The sequence below is a fragment of the Ruegeria sp. K11 genome (assembly GCF_056531905.1).
The window spans coordinates 50952-73581 of the sequence record NZ_JBQFMP010000014.1; the positions used below are offsets into that span (position 1 = coordinate 50952).

Genomic DNA, 22630 nt, shown 5'->3' on the forward strand with positions numbered 1-22630 from the left:
CGTTGTAGGTCAGATTATGTGCTTTGCTCAGGCAGCAGTCTTGCGACGGCGGGCCAGAGCCAGACCGCCAAGTGCAGTCAGGAGCAGAACGCCACCGGCTGGCAGCGGAACTGCGGCCACGTCAAAGTCAAAGGACACGTTCGGTGCCGATGCCGCCCAGACGAATACGAGGTTCTGGCTCAAGGTATTCGGGCTCACGCTGCTGAAGAGCGTCTTGAGTGTTGTTGTCACACCGCCCAGCACAGTCGTCGAGGCCAGTACGTTGGCAGGATTGTTCGCATCGACCCATTTTACCGTCAGACCCAGAGGGAAAGCGTTGGTCAGCAGACGAATACCGATGGTTGCCTGTGCTGATGCCCCCAGAGGGTCAACAGGCGAGGTAAAGTTGACGGAATAGGATCCGCCACCACCCGCGTTTGTATCTACCGCGCCAAAAAACAGATTGTCGGATGTGATGTCATAGCTGCCACCAGCAGTGACTTGTGTCAGCGCGCTGGCCGAGCCGGTCATAAAGACAGCGGCGACAAGCCCTACAAGCGCCATTTTTAAAGTTCTAAACATTAAAGGACCCACCTTTATTTTTAACACACTGAGTCCATGCACACCCCGAGCACGGCACCTACTAACAATGTTAATAAATCATTTCCGTTTGATTGCTAAGGCTTTTTTGAGAAATTGCGGCTTTTTTGGGGCAATGGGGCGTAGCAAGGGGCATAATTCAGACTTAAGCATTGGTTTGTTTCCTAAGTGTGAACATGACGGCGCTCACAGTAAGGGAATCAGGGTTCGCGAACCGCCAGGCGCCAGGTATTTCACTTCTGATCCAGCCCCAGTACCGCACGCGCGTTCTCAACAACCTGCATTCTTTTGCCAAACCGCTCCTCTCCAGCGTCGCTGAAATGGTCTCCATCTGACCAGAACAGCGCGTCGCAGGATAAGAAGTCTTCTGGAAAAGACAGGTTGAGCAAACTGTTCTGCGACAGGAATTCCACAGGAGACTCTGAAAGTGATCTGGCAATCATGGCCTCAAGGTTCAGGAATGTTTCCTCGGTACCTGGCCGAAGCTGATAAGAGTGTTCACATCCGGACCTTCGAATATAAGCCGGTTGTATGTGCGGCTCGATACGAGGGGTCAGCCAAACAGTTGGGATATGGTCCGCAAGACGTTCCAGATAGTCTTTGACGGCCAGCACGTGATCCACGTGCGGGACAAATTGTGGGACCGTTTCATTTGGCGACAGCTTGCCGAACATGTCTCGTCGACCGACGTCAAAACCGGGGCCTTGCAAAAGATAGAACCCAGCCTGTTCGAAAACCGCAAACTCGAAGATATCCGGGTGGTCCTTGATGAAATCTGCAAGTGCGGTGTACGCGCAGTACGGCATGGGCGTATGCGGCCGGCAGCCACCTGAGACAAGTCCGATCAGGAAAGGCTCGTCGGCCTGCGATGCGGTGATAACCGCGCCATAAAGGTCAATCGCGTGACTGTCGCCCAGAACAAGAACTCCGGGACCATGTTCCTCGGCGCAATCGACAATACGCTGGCGCACTGCGTCATCAATTGTGCGGATATCGAAGACACAGCCACCATCATCATAGCGCGACATCGCATTGGCGAGTTGTTCGTTATACGCATGCTCGATCATGGAAAGCATATGCCTTTCCGCTTCGGGCATGCGCGCCAGATAGGCGTTGCGCCAGCCTTTTGTCATCTGGCCCCAGACACCGAATGTCACGAACAGCAACGAGACCGTAACAGCCAGGGCAAAAACCGGTCCTCGAGGGATCGAGCGCGAACCCGAAGTACGGCGGAACGGCGTTTCAACATAACGCCAGCTTAGATACGCAATCGCGAAAGTCAGACAGATCAGGCAGGCGAAAACGGTTGTCGACACGGTCTCTGGCGTCCAGAGACGAGCGAATGCAAAGAGGGGTTGATGCCAGAGATAGGCGCTGTAACTGATAAGCCCGAGGCCAACGAATAAGGGTCTGGCCAACAGTTTGCCGGTTAGTGTTTCGGGTCCGGCAAACAGGATTACAAGGACTGTGCCGCCGACCGGAAGCAGGGCATAGATGGATGGAAACGGCGTGGCCTCGTCAAAGACGAAAATGGATATGCCGATCATCGCGACGCCGAATGCAGCCAACACATCATGGGCGGTGATGCCACGCCTTATGAGAATGGCGCAGAACGATCCCGCCAGTAGCTCCCAGGCGCGGGTTGGTGCAAGAAAGAAGGTTGCACCTGGTGCGTTCCGCCAGCCCCATTCGCACAGCGCAAGGCTGAGCATGGCCAAAATCACCAAAGCGGGAACAAGCAGCCTTCTTCTGTAGGTCCATAGCAACAGCAGAAGTAACGGGAAGACGATATAAAACTGCTCTTCAACCGCAAGGCTCCAGGTATGAAGCAGCGGCTTCTCTTCCGAGGCCATATCGAAATAGCCACTTTCAAGCCAGAACAGAACATTCGAGGCAAAAAGGCCGACGGCTGCAACACTCTGTGCGAAATTCTTCGCTTGTGCAGGGGTCATCAGGAAGATCGCGACGGGTATACAGGCCGCGACCATGACCGCCAGGGCGGGCAGAATACGACGGGCCCGACGCTCATAGAAGTTCAGGAGAGAAAATGTACCGGCTTCGAGTTCTTTAAGAAGAATGGAGGTAATCAGATAACCCGAAATGACGAAAAAGACATCGACGCCGACGAAACCGCCTTTGAAGAGTGAAAAGCCCGCGTGAAAAAACACCACCGGCACCACGGCAATTGCACGCAATCCATCTACTTCGGGTCGATAATGCATTGCTTCGGAAACTGGGAACCACTTACTGACGACAAGAACCCGGCAGATAATAAAAAGGGCAGGTGAACTGGGTATGTCTGACGCGGTCATGTCCCGTTCATGTTTGCCGTGGGGCCACCTGTTGCGATTTATCATGCGAATAAGAGAAACCACGCGTAGAAATGTTACGTGGAATTTGGGAAACAATCCCGTCTGGCACTCCTCACTGTTCGTGTACAAAGTTTCGCATGAGGTCGGGAAAGCGCACCTGTTCGGAAAAACGGGCGAAACACGGCACCCCCTATATTTCTCCTTAGACGCGCCCACAGTTTCGTGTAGCGTTGGGCTGTTGTTGTACCCAGTACAGGCGCTTATTTTCGATCGGAATTTGTAGTTTGGCCGTTTGTTTAAAGTGCCTGCCTATGAGCAGGGAGATGATGCGAATGGGTGTTGTGCCAGAAATGGTGAAAGTTGCCGGGGCCACCGATGAACGTGTCTGATTTTGATCCCGATGAGATGAATCTGAATGCCAAACGGATCCTTGTGACAGGGGGGGCCGGGTTTCTGGGCTCGCATCTGTGTGCAGCTCTGCTGGAACAGGGGCATGAGGTTCTGTGCGTCGACAACTATTTCACCGGGCGGCGTGCCAATCTGCGCCACTTTCTGAACAATCCCCGGTTCGAGGTCATGCGTCATGACGTGACTTTTCCGCTTTATGTCGAGGTGGACGAGATTTACAATCTGGCCTGCCCGGCCTCGCCCTTCCACTATCAGCATGATCCGGTACAGACGACAAAAACGTCGGTGCATGGGGCGATCAACATGCTGGGGCTGGCCAAACGGGTTGGCGCGCGCATCCTGCAGGCCTCGACCTCTGAGGTTTATGGCGATCCACAGATTCACCCACAGACCGAGGATTATGTGGGGCATGTGAACCCGATCGGGCCGCGCTCGTGCTATGACGAGGGCAAGCGCTGCGCCGAGACGTTGTTCTTTGACTACTATCGCCAGCACAACCTGCCAATCAAAGTGGCGCGGATTTTCAACACTTATGGGCCGCATATGCATCCCGATGACGGGCGCGTTGTGTCCAATTTCATCATGCAGGCCCTGAACGGAGAGCCCATCACCATTTACGGCGATGGCAGCCAGACCCGGTCGTTTTGTTTCGTATCCGATCTGATTGATGGGCTGATCAGGCTGATGGAATCCCCTGAGGACGTGACCGGCCCAATAAACATAGGCAACCCGGTCGAGATGAGCATCCGCGAACTGGCCGAGGCCGTGATCCGTCTGACCGGATCGAAATCCGAACTGGTGATGCACCCATTGCCACAGGATGATCCGATCCAGCGTCAGCCGGATATTACCCGCGCCAAGGAACAGCTGGGCTGGGTGCCCAAGGTTGCGCTTGAGGAAGGGTTAAAGGCCACAATTGCCTATTTCCAGCGTACCGGGATGGCAATGAAGGAGCTGTAGAACGGTAATGGCCGTGCAGACCCCTCTCGAAAGATCGCCCCGATGGTTCCGGGGGATCCTGCTGTTCGCAGCAACGTTGTTCGTCTGTCTGATGGTCGTGATGATCAATCGCGGCCCACTCTATTACTTCGATACCGGCAGTTATTTCAGACAGGGCGATACGGCGTTGTCCCTTATTCTGCCTGCGTCAGAACCTGAAGGTGCTCAAGGTGGCACCAACACGGTTCAGGCAGATCAAACCGGCGACGAGGATGAAACAACCGGCGGGTCACGTTCAATGGCCTATGCCCTGCTGGTTGCGGCTTTCTGGCGTGCTGATGCGCTGGGGGCTGTTGCAGGTGTTCATCTGGCCGCGTTATTGCTTGCGGTCTGGCTGGCGATGCGCGTGGTGCAGCGCACTGTACCGACCGGCCGAAACACGCTTGAATTGGTGACAATTCCATTGTTGGCAGCAGGAGTGACCTCGCTGCCTTTCTATATCGCCTATGTCATGCCGGATATCTTCGCATCGATCCTGCTGATCCTGATTGCAGCGGTCGTTGTGGCCGGGCGTTATATGACTGCGCTGGAGTGGCTGGGAGCGCTGGCCCTGGCCACGTTTGCGGTGGTTCTGCACCCTTCGCATCTGGGGGTTGCGGTTCTGATGGTGCCCTTTGTGGTGCTCGCCGCCCTGCTGCGCCTTGGATATGGGCGGTGGCTAGCCGCAGGATTTGCTATCTGCCTTGTCGCGCTGGCGATTGCCGAGCGTAAAGCCTTTGAATTTGCAACGGAAACTGTTGCGCAGAAAGAGGTGGTCTATACGCCCTATATCACCGCGCGCCTGATCGTTGATGGCCCGGGCCTGAACTATCTGAACGATGTCTGCCCGCAATCTGACCTTGCAACCTGCGCGCTGCATGAGGCGCTGACCTGGTCTGACGATCCGTATCGGCTGACCGCCACCCATATCATCTTTGAACAATCTGAACGGCTGGGCTCTTTCCGGCTGATGCCGATTGAGGATCAGCAGGCTGTTGCCGCCGAACAGCGCGCCTTCTTCCTGAAGGTCCTGGTGGCCCGTCCATTCGGGACGCTTTTTGCGCTTGGTGAAAATGCGGCCACGCAGCTTGGCATGAACAGTGTCAGAATGACCATCCCGAACGAGGCTGTTATCCGCAATGCGAAATTACTCTCCGGGCTGCCTGACGCGCAGCTTGGAGTTCTCGATGACGTTATTCTGACGCGCGACCAGCCCTGGCTTGGGGCGGCAAATATCATCCATTCAGGGATTTATCTGATCTCGTTGGTTATTGTGATCGGAATGCTGCTGTGGCCCGGACGAATTGCACCACCGCTGAAGCTGTTTGCCTTGTTCATCCTGATCGGAATTGCCGTCAACGCGCTGGTCTGTGGCGGTGTGTCCCAACCTGCAGATCGTTATGGCGCGCGCGTGATGTGGCTGCTGCCCTTTACCGCCGCCTTCCTTCTTCTTGTCCAGCGGTCCCAGACGCCGCGCTCTGCTTCCGGAGATATCTCGTGAGTTCAGCTTCGTCTCTTACCATCAGCGTGGTCATGCCAGCGTATAACGCGGAACACCTGCTGCCGCGCGTGCTGCCGCCGCTGATCGATATGCTGAACGCCGGTCAGGTGCAGGAGGTTCTGGTGGTCGATGATCAATCCCCCGACGGCACCGCAGCGCTTGCGCAAAAGATGGGCGCGACGGTTCTGACCACGCCGGTCAATGGCGGGCCCGGGGCCGCGCGCAATCTGGCCGCCGAACAGGCCATGGGCGATATCCTGTGGTTTGTCGATTCCGATGTCATCGCCTGGCCTGACGGCCCGGAACATATCCGTCGAGCCATGTCCGAGGATAATGTCGGGGCGGTGTTCGGCTCATATGACGATACGCCGGACGGGCAGGCATGGTTTTCGCGCTACAAGAACCTGTTGCACCGCTATCACCACCAGCGTGCCCGGCGCGAGGCGCGCACATTCTGGGCCGGATGCGGCGCCATCCGGCGCGATGTGTTTCGCGAGGTCGGCGGGTTCGATGTCAAAACTTATGAGGTCCCGTCGATCGAGGATATCGAGCTGGGTTATCGGATCGCCAATACCGGCCGTCGCATCCTTGTGGAGCCTCAACTGCAGGGCAAGCACCTGAAAGTCTGGACCATCCGCAACAGCCTGAGCACCGACATCTACTGCCGCGCCCTGCCCTGGGCCCGTCTGATGATCTCGCGCGAGGGGTTGTCGGATGATCTGAACACATCGGCCGCCGAACGTGTACGGGCCGGCCTTGCGGGTCTGTTGCTGCTGTCCATATTGGCCCTGCCGATCTGGCCGGGGGCATGGCCCCTGCCCTTCGCGCTGCTGGCCGCAGCCTTTGTCGCCAATTTCGATCTGGTCCGCACGATGGCCGGGCATGGTGGACCATGGTTTGCCTTCAAGTGCCTGCTGTACCATCAGGTCTATTATGTCTACTCGGCCACCGTCTATGTCTGGTGCCTGTTCGAATATCACGTGCTGGGGCAAAAGCAGAAACTCCGCGTCACGCGAAACTGAACGTTCGCGCGACACGGAGGTGTATCAGAGACAGTTTCAGAACTGTTTGGCGGGCAATTGTTCGAACGGCAATTTCTCGACCTGATCAAAGCGCGGATTGCTCTCATGCACATAGAAGGTGTCGTACAGCGAGTTGCGCACGAAGTGATAGCCATTGGCAAACAGCAGTTCGTTCAGCTCAGGCGTCGGGCGTTCGATTGTCATGGCATGGAAGCGATACCTGTCGAACGGGAAGTTCCGCATAATCCGGGTTTCCGACCCTTCCACATCCAGGCTGAAATAGTCGATATCCGCGGGTGCGTTGTAACGATCCAGAACCTCTTCCAGCGGTACGGCCTCAACCGTGACGACCATGCCCTTTTCACGGAACCGGGCCAGTTTCGAGGCGCGGCGCTCGGTCATGTTGTCGGCCTCGTCCACCAGCAGGCTGCTGCGCTGACCATCAATCATAAACTCCAGATTGCCCGGTTCAGGATCAACTGCCAGTGGAACTTTGGTTGAGGTGCGGTGATGCCAGTTGGTGATCCGGTTATAGTTGATCGGGTTGGGCTCGATCAGCAGTCCGGACCAGCCATAATGCTTTTCCAGAATGAACGTGTTTGAATCGGAAAACCCGTCAGCGGCCCCAAGTTCCACAAAGAACCCGTTGCGTTTGCCGTTATAGACCTCGTTGATGACCCAGACATCCTGACCCCGGTCCGAGACACGTTTCGGCAGATAGCCGAGATTGTTCATGGCGAAACGACGGCTGACGTTTTTGGCACTGACCACGCCGATATAAGCGAAATAGGCAGGCTTCTGGAGGACTGGGTATGATTCAACCAGTTTTGCAAGATTTTGCTTCATAAAGTTCTCCGTTTAACTGCCCGTATTTTTCCCCGGGCAAATCTGATGTTTCCTAATCTTTGGCTATCTCAGCCCCACTACTTTCGCGATATCCCAGACGGGATACGGCGTCTCGCGCGTGCCCTGTCCGAAAATGCTATCAAGCGGCACGCGATAGGCATCTGCAATACTGACCGGAACGTCGGTATTCCCAAGATCCTTTTCGTAGGCCGCCTGATTACGCACCACCAGAACCTGTCCTTCCACAGCTTCACCAATCACGACTTCCCCCTCCGCTAAAGGGGCAGTTGCCGCGCGAATAAAATAATCCGGGATTGCGGTATCAGGCGCTGACATTCTGGCATGAACATAAACCGACAATTGTCCGGCCATGTACTGCTTTTCCAACTCTGCCTGTGTCCAGACAGGCGGGAAACCTTGCGCGATCAGGTCTGGAACCACACGGATCTGGTTCAAATCAGGGAACGGTGCAGCATCCGTTTCGATGGAGATGCGATGACCAATATCCCGGGTTTGGGTAAACGGGCGCAATGTATCGGGCCAACTGACCCAGACGCTCACCGCAAGCCCGGCCAATGCACAAGCCAGTGCCGGGGTCGGGGCAACCTGTACCGGACGTAACCGCCAGAAGATGATCAGCGGAATGACTGCAGCGGGGGCAAAGTGGTGCGGCAGGATGCGATAGGCCTGCACATAGAAAAACAGTACATATGCAATGACCGTCAGGGTCAGCGTTCTGGACAGTTTGTCCTGCCAGGGCCAGGCCAATAGTGCCAGACCGGGCAGGATCCCGCAGGGCAGCAGCCAGAACAGGAACCGTCCGGTATCGAATACCGTCACAAAGCGCAGACGGCGCAGAATGCTGTCGGCCCCAAATTCGTCGGCCACGCCCATCAGCCCAGACCGGGTCAGCATCATTTCAACCAACGATGCCAGCACCAGCACACCAAGGGCAATCAGCCCCGCGACAAATACTTTTCGGAACGGCAGTGGTCGGGTCAAAAGGAAATGGGAAATAAGAAAGAACCCGATGAGCAAAGTGCCATTCGGGGCGGTCAACAAGGCCAGGGTAGAGACAAATGCCATCCAGCCGAACCTCTGTTCATTGAAGAACAGGATGTAGCCCAACACTCCCAGCAGGATCATTGGCTCGCGCGCCATGGGCAAGGCGATGTCGGCGAAATAAGGATTGTAGGACGGGTTGAACGCCATCACGAAGGAAAACAGAAGCAACGCGCCTCCCAACCCCAGAACGGTGCGAGGATCGGTCTGGCCGTCCGCATCGCGCACAAAGGACAGCATCACCCCGAACAGGACCGAAACCCCCGGCAGGTATGCAAGCCGGGTAGAAACCTCATAAGGCCCAAACAGGCGCATGAACCCGGTTTGTAGGAAGGTTTCCGACATCATTTTCGGGGTCGGATATCCCCCGATCCCACCCGCGTCCGGCGGCCAGAACGGCAAGCCACGAGTCATGAACAACATCGCGTTCAGAAAGCTGTGCGCCCCGTCATCATTCAGCGATTCCCAATAAAATTTGGGCGCCAGAAAGATCAGAACGACAAGCGGCAAGACGATCATGCCCGCCACATCCCAGCCTCTGCCCTGCAATATCTCTGGAACGGGACGGGATGCGATGAGGCCAATACCGGGCAGGCAGAGTAAAACGAGCAGCAGAATGAAGGCGGTTCCCGTCATCGGAACGCCACTAATCGCCTGCACCGCAGCAGCAAGCGCCGGTACACCAAACAAAGAAAAAGTGAACCCTTTGAGCAACCAGTGCTCAAAACGGTCTTCGGACGTGGCTATTCCGAGGGCCAGCAGCAAACCGGGCGCAACAAACAGTGCTGATGCTGCCAGCGCGACCAGAGGAACCCAGAGATATGAAAACAAAACTCCGCTGGATGCAAAGTAGGTCGATGTTCCATCCAAAAGCGCCGCGTCAGCGGCCAATGTTGCCGCAACATCCTGACCGGCCAGTACAATGCCAGCCAACCCAATGAGTAAAAGAAAAAGGCGCAATATCATCACGTCTTATACAATCTCATCAAAACACAACAGTCGACGATTACCCAATAAAAGGCATACTGGATTCCAGCTGAATGCATCTATCTTCAATCAACCAATTCACTGATAACATGTAATTCTCATCAGGTTGCGTGTTTTGTACCTATCGGATGGATTGCATGCGCAATACGGCACCAATACAGAAAGCATATCCACATTGGCGATCTTGGGGAAACAAATACTCCGTGCCGATATTTATTTGGGCGTTTCGATCCGCCCGGGCAACATGACCGATACTTTAGCCCCGCCCAGGACGGACGTCCCGATATTGACCGAGCCGCCATAAAGCTCGGCAATATCCCGGACAATCAACAGGCCCAGGCCGTGTTCATCGTCGTCATCATCGGTGGCGATATCGGGTATCTTTTGGCTTTGACCCATGCCGGGGCCATCATCTTCGATATGAAGCGCAATCAAATCCCGGCCATTTGCAGTCGCCGAAATACGTACCCGGCTTCTGGCCCAGAAACAGGCGTTTTCAAGCAGGTTGCCAAAAATCTCCTGGATGTCCGCGATCTCTCCAGCAAACACGACACCGGTCTCTATGGCGATTTCCACCTTGGGCATCCGATCCCTGAAAATGACGCCAAGCGCATACATCACGTCTTCGGCGCTGGTACGAACCGGTGCAGATTTCCCATAAGGGCGCTCGGTCCGGGCACGGCTGAGGTTACGCTTGATCACGCGCGTCATCCGGTCGATGAGATCGACAATCTGATCGCGCCTGTTATCACCCATCCCTTCGGCAACGCGCCTCAGGGCGGCTAGGGGCGTTTTGAGGCCATGCGCCAGTTCCGCATTCTTTCTGCGGGTCTTTTCAAGGCTCATGTTGTTGCGGCGATGCAGTTCACGCAACTCTTCGACCACCGGAACCAAATCCGGCGGCCAGTTGCGTTTGTCGATAATCTGGTCGTCCTGGCGCATGGCCTTGACCGATGCGCTGAGCCGTTCCAGCGGCCTAAGACCCCGGTTGACCGTAAAATACACCGAGATCGAAACCGTCAGGGCGATGCCGAAAAAAACCAACGCAATCAGCCGGGTTGCGCTGCGAATTCCTTCACCGACATGCCGCATGGGTCCTGCAATCCGAAAGATCATCCGATCTTCGGGCGCAGCTCCCGGAAAGGCGGTCGACAGACCAAGGACGAGTCCTCCGTTTGGGCTCATGAAGTTTCCCTTGCCCGATGCCGGGACGTCAAGCACTGCGCTGGTCGCAGTAAGAGGACCAAGCGACGGAGATTGAATCAGGATTTCGGGTGCATCACCTTCCCGCTCTTTGGTGAGTTGCCAAACCCAGTTCACGTTATCGAGGTCATAAATCCCGCGCCCATCTCCTTTGGACAGATCAATATTGGTCCCATCAAACGTGATCCGGCTGGATTCGATCAACAGGTCCTGTGCCAGCAATAGCTCCAGTTCGCGGATTTCATGGGTACGATAAAGCTGAATTAAAATAAGGGTACCAACGCCAAGTATGGCGCAGCAGATCGCGATTGTCGCAATCGAAACGCGGCGTGGGATCGTGGCCCATTCACGCATCATCTGTAGGAATCCGGTACCCTTGTCGACGCACGGTTTCCACCAGCGAAGCGGACATTTTGCGGCGCAAGCGCGAGATTAAAACGTCGATGACATTCGAATTAAGGTCCAGCTCTTCGTCATAGATGTGTTCAATCAGATCGGCCCGACTGACGACCGAGCCTGCATGTCGGGCCAGATGCTCCAGCGCGCGAAATTCAAACGCGGTCAGAGATACGGTCCGGCCCTTGAAGTAAGCGGTCTTTTCATCCGGCAGAACCGACAGATCCCCCACATCAATCGCGGGCGTGCCCCGCCCGCTTGCCCGCCGGACCAGAGCCTCGAGCCGCGCCATGAGTTCTTCGGAATGGAAGGGTTTTGCCAGATAATCGTCGGCACCGTTGCGCAAGCCGGAGACAATGTCATTCCAGCTGTCGCGCGCCGACAGGATCAGAACCGGCACCGCCATATTACGGCTGCGCCATTCGTGCAGGATCGAAAGCCCGTCCAGCCCCGGCAGCCCCAAATCCAGAATGATGACGTCCCAGTCTTCGGTCTCTCCCAGAAACAGTGCATCCTTGCCGTTTTCGGCCAGTTTCACGACATCCCCGCGCGCGCGCATCAACCGACCCAGATCACTGCGCAGCGTGTCGTCGTCTTCGGCAACAAGTATCTTCATCAAACCCTCGCCACTGGCACACACAAACATGAACAGGGCATGACAAGGCCCGACATGCATCGTTCACTCTGTCTTTTTTATAGTGCACCCGCCCCTTCGTCGAAAGCGACCAAAATCTGTCATACCGGGCTTCGCCCGCTAATCTACTGCAATGTCGGAGGCCCGAATGTCTGGCCTGTTTGGTATTTGTCCAAAGGATGGAACACGAACCCCTGATGCGCTGAGGCTGAGCAAAAGTGCATTTTGCATCCGTTATCGCGGCCCCGATGCCAGCCATACCCTGGCAGAGCCCGGCCTTGGATTGGCGCATCAGCGCCTGTCCCTTGTGGATACCGATATCCGGTCAGATCAGCCCTTCACCGATCCAACCGGCCGTTACGTCTTGGTCTACACGGGTGAGGTCTATAACTTCAGATCCCTGCGGTCCGAGCTTGAGGCGCTTGGGATAGGGTTCCGAACAACCTCGGATACCGAGGTTGTTCTGCACAGTCTGATCCAATGGGGTGCGGATGTACTGCCCCGGTTCGAAGGCATGTTCGGACTGGCTTTCGTGGACCGACATACCCGCCAGGTTCTGCTCGCGCGGGATCGCTTTGGGATGAAACCTCTTTACTGGACGCAAGAGCAGACAAAAGAAGGCCCGGCCTTTCTGTTCGCCTCGGAAATAAAGGCATTCCAGCCGTGGATGACACTGCGACCGGATATCGACGCAGTGGCGACGTATCTGACGCATTCCGGCGAACCAGGGCAAGGTCAAACCTTCTATGACGGTGTCCGGAGCCTGCCCCCCGGAACTTGCCTGCGTCTTGACGGAACCGGCAGGGTTGAGGTCACATCCTTCTTTCATCTGGAGGATTTCCTCGATCCCAGCGAAATGGCGCGTCTCGACAACCTGCCGACGCCCGAAATTGTCGACGAATTTTCTGATCTGATGCACAGATCCCTGGCTGCGCATCTGTTCGCCGAAGCACCTATAGGCGCCTTTTGTTCCGGAGGTGTGGATTCATCCCTGCTGGCCGCAATCGCTGCATCACAACATCAGAACCTGCCGCTGTTTCACACCAATGTAAAAGGTGAGCGCAGCGAGGTGGACGCAACCCGTAATCTGGCCAGAAGCCTGAAACTTGATCTGCATGTTGTTGATGTCGATGAGCAGGATTTTATCGACATGATACCCCACATTATACGGCACAGCGAAAGCCCGCCCCAACAACCTTCGCATTGTGTCCCATTGATGATGGCGGCCCGGTTGGCGGCTGATTCCGGAATGAAGGGCCTGATCTCGGGTGCCGGGGCGGATGAGTTATTCCTGGGCGGTCCCGGGTTGGGGCGCAAACGTCTGACCAGCGGGTACAACCGGATGTTGGACGGGGTAGGAGCATTGCCAGTGATAGGCTCTTTTTGGGCCACGCGGCCGCCCCGGAATGATCGCGCAAAGGCGATTGATCGCCCGCTGAAGGATCGCAGCAGACAATGGACGCTGGACTGTATGCGCCACCCCCTGTCGACCCACTTGCATCAGAACGACGCAATGGGCATGGCTGCCGGTATCGAGGCACGCTTTCCGTTCCTAAATACTGCGATTGCTCGGTTCGCAGTCAATCTTCCGACGCGGCACAAGCTGCGGCTCTCACCCTTTGCTTTCAAAGCCGCACACCCATTCATTCGTGACAAATGGGTCGTCAGGGAAGTCGCCAGTCGCTATTCCCCCCGCGCCCTTGGCCCACGCATTGGGAACATGGGTCAGACGACCGTATTCCAACGGCTGGATATTCGCCCTGAATACTTCAGAAATACCTGTTTGCAGGACCTGATCGGTCTGACCCGGACGCAAATGCACACAGCCATTACCGAAACCGCGCCAGATCTTCGGTTACGACTGCTGCTGACCGAGACCTGGTTGCGATGCGGTCTGGATCGTCAGGATGAAAGCCGGGAAATCAGTAGATTACGCGATCACGTCACAATCCAGCCGGACACCCACCCCTCCAATCTGTCGATAAACCGCGAACCTGCAAATACCGCAGTTCCCGGTTAAGGATCAGTGCGCCGTGCTTTTACGAAGGTTTTTTTCGGGGGCGGCATTCTTCTTGGAATCCGCCTCGAATTCCTCGTGATACGAGCGTTCCACATTCACGTCCCAGATGTCGTTGTCTTCGCCCATGATATTGCGGGCGGCATACATCGCTGACAGCATCGAGTGATCCTGATTGTTATATCGATGCAGGCCGTTGCGTCCGACAGTCTGAAAATTCTCCAGCGTCTTTAGCCAGTCGCTGACGGTATCCAAAGCATCTTTGTATTCGCTGTCATAAACCGGATATGCCTTGGGCTGCCGGATCACGGCACAATCGATGACGTCGCTGGCCTTGGCAAGGCCAAGCTGTTCAAGTTCTTCACTGGCAAGATGTTTGAGATCTTCGTCAGCCGAGGACCACAGCCCGTCACCCTTCTGGCAGAAATACTCCATCCCGATTGATGCGGTGTTCTGATCAGGCAGCATTTCCTTGGACCAGGCACGAAAGTTCTGGATGCGGCCCACCTTTACCTTCGGACTATGGATGTAAATCCAGTTGTCCGGGAATGGATCCGCGTGATCAAGGATCAGCGTCACGATCAGGAAATCGCGATATTTCAGGCGATCTGCTGCCTCGACAACTTCGGGCGGCGGCGGCGGATCAAAGGCGTGGATCAGATCGCGCACGGCCATCGAATTGATGAACTCTTCACCCTCAACCCGTTCGATGCGCTTCTCACCCTCTTCATTCCAGTGGCGCACATCAATCGACGTGACACGGTTGCCGTCGCGGTTCACCCGCACCACTTCGGAGTGGGTTTCAACGGTACCGCCTTTTTCCTTGATCAGATCACGGGTCTTTTCCCACATCATGCCGGGGCCAAGGCGGGGGTACTGGAATTCCTCGATCAGGCTGGCTGTGTCATTGGCGCCGGAAATCGCATTCCAGACCGCCTTGGGTAAAGACAGGTTCTTGATCCGCTGCGCGGCCCAGTCGGCCCGGATCTCCGATGGCGGAATGCCCCAGACCTTCTTGGTATAGCTATGGAAGAAATGCATATAGAGACGCCCGCCAAAGCGGTTGATCACCCACTCTTCAAAAGTGTCTTCCTGCGGCTTGGGGCGCAGCTTCCACTTCACAAAACTGCCAATGATCTTATAGGTCTCATAAGGACCTATATTCCCAAGGGCATTGAAGATGCGCAGCGGGTAATCATAAAACTTGTTGCGGTAAAAGATGCGGCTCAGGCGCTGAACGGTGATGAAATCGTCACCCATCACTTCGTGCCACATGTCCTCGACTTCACCAACCTTGGTGAAGAACCGGTGCCCGCCAATATCGAAACGATAGCCCTTATGGGTCTCGGTCCGTGAGATTCCCCCGACCATGTCCGAGGCCTCATAGACCTGAGGGACATGCGTATCACTCAGTTTTTGAAGCTCATAGGCAGCGGTCAGACCAGCCGGTCCGCCCCCAATGACAACAACTGGAACAATATCTTTTTTCAAATGACTAACATCCATACCAAAACCCTAGTGTCAGGCTACAGGAGGTTATCGTCGATTCACAACAAATTCCTGTTGGCCCTCGAAACAGTAGCCGTGTTCCTTACAAGACACTCGCATCAGGCATAATATTCAAGCACGCATCTGTGCGGAACGACCCGCGCATCAGGTCGGAATGAACCTGATTGAAGATCGGGAATGCCGCGCCGGGAACTCGTAGTCCAGTCCTCTGGAAACACCAGGTTTATTCATAAGAACTCGACCGAAAAATTCCAACAGATGATTGAATAAAAACAGTTTTATCTCTCTGAGGTAGATGTCTTGGGGTGTACTGCATCACCCTTGGCAGCACCACGAGGATATTGCAAAATGCACGACCTGCAGCACCCTGGGCATTTGTATTCACGATGTTATTTGCACTATGTGCCAAACGCCAACACTCTTTGGAAAATCGCGTCAACAATATCTTTTCATTCCTCATATTGTGTATGCTTATGCGCTAGAGTGCCGGGAAATTCAGTGCATCATGACTCGTAGCTTTGTGAATCTTGACACGAACGCAACGCTCCCGTCCTACTGCGCTTGAAAGTTTGTAGGAACAAGGTTGCAGCGGACCTAAGGTAAAGGTCTGTGAATTGGCGGCCGACTTCGTTGTTAACGAGGGAGCGATTTTATGAAGTGCGTTATTCTGGCCGGTGGGTTGGGCACCCGGCTCAGCGAGGAAACCGTCAAGATACCGAAGCCCATGGTCGAGATCGGCGGCAAACCGATCATCTGGCATATCATGAAAATCTATGCGGCCAACGGGGTCACCGACTTCATCGTATGCCTGGGGTACAAAGGCTACGTCATCAAGGAATACTTCGCCAACTTTTTCCTGCACAGCTCGGATGTCACAATTGATCTGGCCAGTGGCAGCCTTGAGATTGCAAACAGCAAGTCCGAACCCTGGCGCGTGACGCTGGTGGATACAGGCGACAACAGCCAAACCGGTGGGCGGCTGAAACGGGTTATCCCGCTTGTCCAGGATGAAGAAGCCTTCTGTCTGACCTATGGCGACGGGGTCGGCGACATCAATGTTCGGGCCGGGATCGATTTTCACCGGGCGCATGGCAAGCTTGCGACCGTCACGGCGGTTCCTCCGCCCCGTCGTTTCGGCCAGTTGGAGATGCAGGACAATCAGGTTCTGAACTTCAGCGAGAAACCTGTCGGGGATGGTGGCCTGATCAATGGCGGCTTTTTTGTGCTTTCGCCGGAAGTCGGGAAATACATCGAAGGTGACGCGACCGCCTGGGAACGCGAACCGCTGATGACCCTGACGCGCGATAGCGAGTTGATGTCTTTCGAACACAAGGGATTCTGGCAGCCCATGGACACGATCCGCGAGCGTCAGGAGCTTGAGGAGCATTGGGCCACAGGCAACGCACCGTGGAAAATCTGGGAATGAGTGCGAGCGCATTTGCAGGGCAACGGGTTCTTGTAACCGGGCATACCGGCTTCAAGGGCGCCTGGCTGGCCGCGTGGCTGGCCGAGGCCGGTGCGGATGTGACCGGATATGCCCTTGCCCCCGAAACGGATCCTAACCTCTGGGCTCTGCTGGATCACAGTAAAATTCGCTCGGTCACGGGTGATCTGAACGACCGGGTGGCACTTGATCGTCTGATCGCGGATACCGATCCTGAATTTGTCTTTCATCTGGCTGCGCAATCATTGGTGCGGCGGTCCTATCGCACACCGGTCGAGACATTTGAGACCAATGTGCTGGGCACGGTTCAGTTGCTGGACGCCCTGCGGGCAGCGCCCAGCTTGCGGTCGGTGGTGGTTGCCACCTCGGATAAGGCCTATGAAAATGTCGAACAGGTCTGGGGGTATCGCGAAACCGATCCGATGGGCGGGCATGACCCTTATTCCGCATCGAAAGGCGCAACCGAAATTGCAACCGCCGCGATGCGGCGCAGCTATTTTTCGCCGGACGCGGCGGACCCGCACCCGGCCCGGATCGCCAGCGCGCGGGCCGGGAATGTCATTGGTGGCGGGGATTGGGCCGAAGACCGGTTGGTGCCCGACATTGTCCGCGGCTGTCTGAGCGAAGAAGGACGTGTTGTGTTGCGCTATCCGGGCGCAATTCGCCCCTGGCAGCATGTTCTGGAGCCCCTCAGGGGGTACATGATGCTGGCGCAGCAACTTGGGCAGAGCGACGCCTTTGCACAAGGCTGGAACTTTGGCCCCGAACGCGACGACGAACGCCCGGTTCTGGACGTTGCTCAAGCCGTCATAAAAGCGCTTGGGCAGGGCCGGATCGAAATCGACACCCCGGCAGATACACCGCACGAGGCCAAGATGCTGCGGTTGGATGTCTCGCAGGCGCGCGCCGGTCTTGGATGGCGTCCGGTCCTGAGCTTTGAGGATACCGTCAGGCTGACGGCAGACTGGTATGCGGGCTGGGCCCGGGGCACCTCGCCCACCGAGCTGTGCCGCGCGCAGATCGCCGAATTCGAAACCATAAGCAAGAGACAAGCATGACCGGCGCGACCCACCCCACCTGCCGCCAATGCGGCGCCCCCCTTGAGATGACGCTTGTCGATCTGGGGCTGTCTCCTCTGGCCAACTCCTATGTCGATCCCGATCAAGCGGACACACCAGACCCGGTCTACCCGCTGCACGCGCGGGTCTGCACTGAATGCTGGTTGGTTCAGGTGGATGATGTGGTGCCAGCGGAAGAGATTTTTTCGGCCGACTACGCCTATTTTTCAAGCTTTTCTGACAGTTGGCTGGCCCATTGCCGCGACTACGTGGACAGCATGACAGAGCGGTTCAATCTCGGGTCAGACGATCTGGTGATCGAGATCGCCTCGAATGACGGATACCTGCTGCAGTATTTTGTCGAAAAGAACATTCCCGTTCTGGGCATCGAGCCTTCGGGTAATGTGGCCGCGGCGGCGCAGGAAAGAGGCGTACGCACACTGGTGGACTATTTCGGCGAAGCGCTGGCGCAGAAGGTCGCCAAGACCGAACAGCCTCCGGCGCTGATCGCCTCGGCCAATGTTCTGGCGCATGTGCCCGACATCAACGATTTCGTCACCGGGATTGCTACTCTGCTGAAAGGGGATGCGGTTTATACGGTCGAGTTTCCGCATCTTCTGAACCTCATCAACAGCGTGCAGTTCGACACGATTTATCACGAGCATTATTCCTATCTGTCACTGCTGGCGGTCGAAGAGATCTTTGCCAAGGCGGGTCTGCGCGTTTTTGATGTGGAAGAACTGCCCACCCATGGTGGATCGCTGCGTGTCTATGCCTGCCTTGAAGCCGCCAGTCATCCCGAAGGCGCCGGGGTGGCCAAGGTCCGCGCCGATGAGACCGCCGCGCAGTTTGACCGCCCCGAAGGTTATATGAATTTCACCGCTCAGGTCGAAACCTTGCGTGACGGATTGCTGGCTTTCCTGCGCGAAGCACAGGCGAAAGGTGAAACCGTTGCCGCCTATGGCGCAGCAGCCAAAGGCAACACGCTGCTGAACTATGCCGGGATCGGGCCGGACCTGATCTCTTATTGCGTTGACCGCAACCCGGCCAAACAGAACACCCTGCTGCCCGGCAGCCGCATCCCCGTACATGGGGTCGAAGCACTGCGTGAAACACCCCCCGATTACGTGCTGATCCTGCCGTGGAATATCCGCGATGAGGTTATAAACCAGATGGCCGACCTGAGGGCGCAGGGAACGCGGTTCGTAACCGCCGTGCCCAAGGTCAGGATCAGTTGATGGGACGGGTTCTGCTGACCGGGGCGACCGGATTGATCGGGCGCGCCACAATTCCGGCTCTGACCGAAGCCGGGCATGAGGTTGTGACGCTGGGCCGAAGCAACACAAGCGACATTGCATGCGATCTGCTGAATCCCGAGGCCGTCGCGACGGCGCTTGAAACCGCTCGTGCCAGTCATCTGATACATTTGGCATGGCATGACGGCGCGCGCGATCGCTGGACGTCTCCGGCCAATCTGGACTGGATGGCAGCCACGCTGCATCTGGTGCGGGAATTCGCACGCACCGGTGGGCAGCGCGTGGTCTGCGCCGGCAGCTGTGCCGAATATGACTGGGCGTTGCCGGAACTGACCGAAACCAGTCCATTGCGCCCTCGTACTTTGTATGGATCAGCGAAAGCTGGAACCGGAATGGCCCTGTGTGCGGGACAGGAAGCGCTTGGCCTGTCGCTGGTCTGGGCGCGTATTTTCTTTGTTTACGGGCCGGGCGAACCTCCGGGACGGTTGTTCGGTGACCTGATTTCCAACCTGAAAGCGGGTCAGCCCGTGGATTGCACTGACGGTCTGCAGGAACGCGACTTCCTGCATGTGCACGATCTGGCGCGCGCATTGGCACAGTTGCTGGAAACCGATGTCACCGGCGCGGTCAATGTTGCCAGCGGCACGACGATCCCGGTCCGAAACCTTATTGAAGAGGTCGCAGAGCAGATGCACCATCCCGATCTGATCCGGCTGGGGGCCATTGCCCGCGCGGCAAATGATCCTGACCGCCTGGCTGCAGATGTGAGCCGTTTGCAGAACGAGGCCGGTTTTATCCCGCAACATGACATCGCCTCGGGCGTGGCAGATGTTCTGCGCGCAGAAGGGGCACGGGTATGAAGAAACATCTTGTTCCCCGCAAAAGATCATTCATGCGCTTTGCCCTGGTCGGCGTGTTGAATACCGCATTCGGATACGCGCTGTTCACCGGTCTCAGCCTGTCAGGCCTGCCACCACAAGCGGCGCTGGCGATCTCGTTTTCCGGCGGGGTCTTGTGGAATTTCATGACCCATGCCCGGCTTGTCTTCGACACCAAGGGCTTTGGGCGTTTACCCTATTACATACTGTCCTATCTGGTCGTCTACGCGTTCAATGCCCTGTCGCTTGAAGGGTTGCTGAGTGCTGGCCTGCAGCCCATCGTGGCCCAGGGCCTTCTTGTTCTACCCACCGCCATCCTGGCGTTCATAATGATTTCCAGGGTGTTGACGGACCGCTTTCCCTGGCAGCAGGATGTTTGAAAAATGCTTGAAAACAACACTTTGGCAGATCTGCCATCGACGACCAAACCGACCGTGGAGTCAGAAATTTGACATAGACACTGTACCGCAAGGATAATTCACAGATGCGTCTTTATCTCGCCGATCTCGGCCACAATCTTGTTACTGCAACATCGGACACCTATCCGCTGGGTGTCGGAAATCTTGCCACGTTTGCCAAAGCCTATGCCAAAAGCCCAACACCACTGGAGGTCGCCATTTTCCGCGACCCTCAGGAGCTGAAGGCGGCCATTGATGCAGCGGTTCCCGATATCATCGGTTTCTCAAGCTATTCCTGGAACCACAATCTGGCCCTGTCATTCGCCGATTATGTCAAGGCTCTCAATCCGAACGTGCTGACCCTGATGGGCGGCCCCAACTTCCCGCTGACCGAAGAAGAACAGGACAGTTGGATCCGCACCATGCCGCAGATTGACATGCATGTGCGCGGTCCCACCTATGAGGGCGAGCGCGCCTTTCTGAGCACGCTGCAGCGTTTCATCGACGTAGGCGCCCGCCGCGAAGGCATGTGGGAAGAGGCCGTTGATGGCGCGCTGTTCGTCCACCCCCAAACCGGGGAAATTCTGCGCGGCGGCGAACCGCCCCGCATCCGCGATCTGGACGAGATCCCCTCGCCCTATCTGGCCGGACTGATGGACAAGTTCTTTGACACCGGCCTGTTTGCACTGATGCAACTGGCGCGCGGCTGCCCGTTCACCTGCGCCTTCTGCAACTCGGCGGTCAAATCGAACTCAAAAGTGTTCCGCCATTCGTTCGAGCGCACCAAGGCCGATCTGGATTACATCGTCGCCCGCATCAACCACGCCAGCCCGCTGTGCTTTGCAGACGACAATTTCGGCATGTATGTGCAGGATGAAGAGGTGGCCGATTATCTGGGCCACCTGATGGAGCGGTATGACTGGCCGAAATATATCCGCACCACCACGGGTAAAAACCGCGGTGACCGGATCATCAAGGTGATGCGCAAGGCCAAGGGCCGCTTGCCGATGACCTCTTCGGTGCAATCGCTGAACCCGGTCGTTCTGAAAAACATCAAACGCGACAATATCAGCCTGGATACCTATGCCGAGGTGCAGCAGGAACTGCATTCCAAGGGCATGCAATCCTATGGCGAGCTGATCCTGTGCATGCCCGGCGAGACCAAGGAATCCTTCATGGATGCGGTGGACAAGCTGATCGAAACCGGCGTCAGCCGGGTGGCCGCGCATCAGCTGATGCTGCTGCATGGCGCACCGCTGGCCAATCCCGAAAGCCGCGAGGAGTTCGGCTTCAAGACCCGCCATCGCGTGGTGGCACGCTGTCTGGGCAAATACACCGGTGACACGGTGATCGAGACCGAAGAGATGGTAGTGGAATCCGAGAATTTCTCGTTCCAGGACTATCTGGATACGCGGGTTTTCCATCTGCTGCTGACGATCTTTTACTACGAGAACAACTTTGAAGAGGCCTTCCGCCTGGCCCGTTCTCTGGGCATCCGTCCGTTCCAGATCGTCAAGCATATGCAGGATATTCTGGATCAGGCCCCGCAGCCGCTCCGTGATGCCGTGTCCGGCTATCTTGAGGAAAACCAGCAGGAGCTGTTCCCGACCCGCGCCGAATGCGTCGCCTGGGCCCATGAAAACTATGATGATCTGATCGGTGGAGAGCTGGGGGGCAATCTGCTCAGCAAGTATTCTATGATTGGCAGGTTCATTGTATTGGACGAGGCTCTGGAATTCCTGAAGCGGGCGATCTCGGATCTGCTGGACGAGGATGACCACGAAGCGCATGCGATGCTTGATACGATCATCAACTATTACAGCGCCGTGATGCTGCATGTGCCCTTTTCACAGAGCCTGGAACACGAACCGGTCTGGAATTCGTCCTTCGATGTCGAGGCCTGGCGCAGCTCGGGCTATGAGGGTGCTCTGAGCGATCATCAGTTCGACGACCCGCGCGAATTCAAAACACGGGTCGACCCACGTGTGAAAACGACCTTGCTGTCCCGCATTGACACCTTTGGTGAACACGCTTCGGGGTTGGGCCGGTTCACGCGGACGATGTTTGCCAATGACTTCCGGCGCAATTTCGTGGCCGCCGAAAACCAGCACGCGGCTGAATAGCCGCGCCTGCACAAACTGG

Annotated in this window: 17 protein-coding genes; 10 read left to right on the forward strand and 7 right to left on the reverse strand. The window is 56.5% G+C overall.

What is annotated here, in order from left to right:
• Nucleotides 1–27 precede the first annotated feature (27 nt).
• Together ACR0K4_RS19075 and ACR0K4_RS19080 are read right to left on the reverse strand one after the other, a co-directional pair.
• Nucleotides 28–561 carry a VPLPA-CTERM sorting domain-containing protein gene (locus ACR0K4_RS19075; protein WP_480855256.1) on the reverse strand — a complete coding sequence of 178 codons (534 nt, stop codon included), beginning with the start codon at nucleotides 559–561 and terminating at the stop codon, nucleotides 28–30.
• Nucleotides 562–812: 251 nt separating this feature from the next.
• Nucleotides 813–2891, reverse strand: coding sequence for an acyltransferase family protein (locus ACR0K4_RS19080; protein WP_480855257.1), 2079 nt, complete (start codon nucleotides 2889–2891; stop codon nucleotides 813–815).
• Between the two features lie 375 nt (nucleotides 2892–3266).
• Here ACR0K4_RS19080 and ACR0K4_RS19085 point away from each other — a divergent pair, with 375 nt between their 5' ends.
• Genes ACR0K4_RS19085 through ACR0K4_RS19095 form a run of 3 tightly spaced genes read left to right on the forward strand, consistent with a single transcriptional unit; the run spans nucleotide 3267 to nucleotide 6800 of the window.
• Nucleotides 3267–4259, forward strand: a complete 993-nt coding sequence (locus tag ACR0K4_RS19085) for a UDP-glucuronic acid decarboxylase family protein (RefSeq protein WP_480855259.1) — start codon at nucleotides 3267–3269, stop codon at nucleotides 4257–4259.
• 7 nt (nucleotides 4260–4266) lie between these two features.
• Nucleotides 4267–5778, forward strand: a complete 1512-nt coding sequence (locus ACR0K4_RS19090) for a hypothetical protein (protein ID WP_480855261.1) — start codon at nucleotides 4267–4269, stop codon at nucleotides 5776–5778.
• Nucleotides 5775–6800, forward strand: a complete 1026-nt coding sequence (locus ACR0K4_RS19095) for a glycosyltransferase family 2 protein (protein ID WP_480855262.1) — start codon at nucleotides 5775–5777, stop codon at nucleotides 6798–6800. Before ACR0K4_RS19090 ends, ACR0K4_RS19095 begins: the two co-directional genes overlap by 4 nt.
• A 36-nt stretch (nucleotides 6801–6836) precedes the next feature.
• On the opposite strand, the gene ACR0K4_RS19100 is transcribed toward ACR0K4_RS19095, so the two are convergent.
• The 4 genes from ACR0K4_RS19100 to ACR0K4_RS19115 form a co-directional block, all read right to left on the reverse strand.
• Entirely contained in the window at nucleotides 6837–7646 is an 810-nt protein-coding gene (locus ACR0K4_RS19100; protein ID WP_170658127.1) for an FkbM family methyltransferase, read from the reverse strand.
• A gap of 63 nt (nucleotides 7647–7709) precedes the next feature.
• Nucleotides 7710–9674, reverse strand: a complete 1965-nt coding sequence (locus tag ACR0K4_RS19105; RefSeq protein ID WP_480855264.1) for a hypothetical protein — start codon at nucleotides 9672–9674, stop codon at nucleotides 7710–7712.
• A 234-nt stretch (nucleotides 9675–9908) separates the two neighbouring features.
• Nucleotides 9909–11255 (reverse strand): sensor histidine kinase, encoded by a 1347-nt coding sequence (locus ACR0K4_RS19110; RefSeq protein WP_480855266.1) that lies wholly within the window; start codon nucleotides 11253–11255, stop codon nucleotides 9909–9911.
• Nucleotides 11245–11910, reverse strand: a complete 666-nt coding sequence (locus tag ACR0K4_RS19115; protein ID WP_480855268.1) for a response regulator transcription factor — start codon at nucleotides 11908–11910, stop codon at nucleotides 11245–11247. Before ACR0K4_RS19115 ends, ACR0K4_RS19110 begins: the two co-directional genes overlap by 11 nt.
• A 166-nt stretch (nucleotides 11911–12076) precedes the next feature.
• Between ACR0K4_RS19115 and asnB the strand changes: the two genes are divergently transcribed.
• Complete coding sequence (gene asnB / locus ACR0K4_RS19120) at nucleotides 12077–13948, forward strand: asparagine synthase (glutamine-hydrolyzing) (RefSeq protein WP_480855270.1); 1872 nt, start codon at nucleotides 12077–12079, stop codon at nucleotides 13946–13948.
• 3 nt (nucleotides 13949–13951) lie between these two features.
• Here asnB and ACR0K4_RS19125 read toward each other — a convergent pair whose 3' ends face one another.
• The gene (locus tag ACR0K4_RS19125) at nucleotides 13952–15436 is read right to left on the reverse strand and encodes an NAD(P)/FAD-dependent oxidoreductase (RefSeq protein ID WP_480855271.1); all 1485 of its coding nucleotides are present in this window, start codon (nucleotides 15434–15436) and stop codon (nucleotides 13952–13954) included.
• 670 nt (nucleotides 15437–16106) lie between these two features.
• On the opposite strand from ACR0K4_RS19125, the gene rfbF reads away from it, so the two are divergent.
• The 6 genes from rfbF to ACR0K4_RS19155 all read left to right on the forward strand — a co-directional run bounded on the left by rfbF (nucleotide 16107) and on the right by ACR0K4_RS19155 (nucleotide 22611).
• Nucleotides 16107–16880 (forward strand): glucose-1-phosphate cytidylyltransferase, encoded by a 774-nt coding sequence (gene rfbF, locus ACR0K4_RS19130; protein ID WP_480855272.1) that lies wholly within the window; start codon nucleotides 16107–16109, stop codon nucleotides 16878–16880.
• Nucleotides 16877–17956, forward strand: coding sequence for a CDP-glucose 4,6-dehydratase (gene rfbG / locus ACR0K4_RS19135; protein ID WP_480855274.1), 1080 nt, complete (start codon nucleotides 16877–16879; stop codon nucleotides 17954–17956). Before rfbF ends, rfbG begins: the two co-directional genes overlap by 4 nt.
• Nucleotides 17953–19194 carry a methyltransferase domain-containing protein gene (locus tag ACR0K4_RS19140; RefSeq protein WP_480855275.1) on the forward strand — a complete coding sequence of 414 codons (1242 nt, stop codon included), beginning with the start codon at nucleotides 17953–17955 and terminating at the stop codon, nucleotides 19192–19194. Before rfbG ends, ACR0K4_RS19140 begins: the two co-directional genes overlap by 4 nt.
• Nucleotides 19194–20072: an NAD-dependent epimerase/dehydratase family protein gene (locus ACR0K4_RS19145; protein ID WP_480855277.1), complete on the forward strand. Its 879-nt coding sequence runs from the start codon at nucleotides 19194–19196 to the stop codon at nucleotides 20070–20072. The genes ACR0K4_RS19140 and ACR0K4_RS19145 overlap by 1 nt, the downstream gene beginning before the upstream one ends.
• Nucleotides 20069–20470 (forward strand): GtrA family protein, encoded by a 402-nt coding sequence (locus ACR0K4_RS19150; RefSeq protein ID WP_170658116.1) that lies wholly within the window; start codon nucleotides 20069–20071, stop codon nucleotides 20468–20470. The genes ACR0K4_RS19145 and ACR0K4_RS19150 overlap by 4 nt, the downstream gene beginning before the upstream one ends.
• Nucleotides 20471–20574: 104 nt before the next feature.
• A complete protein-coding gene (locus tag ACR0K4_RS19155) occupies nucleotides 20575–22611 on the forward strand; it encodes a B12-binding domain-containing radical SAM protein (protein ID WP_480855279.1) in 2037 nt (678 codons plus the stop codon).
• Nucleotides 22612–22630 lie beyond the last annotated feature (19 nt).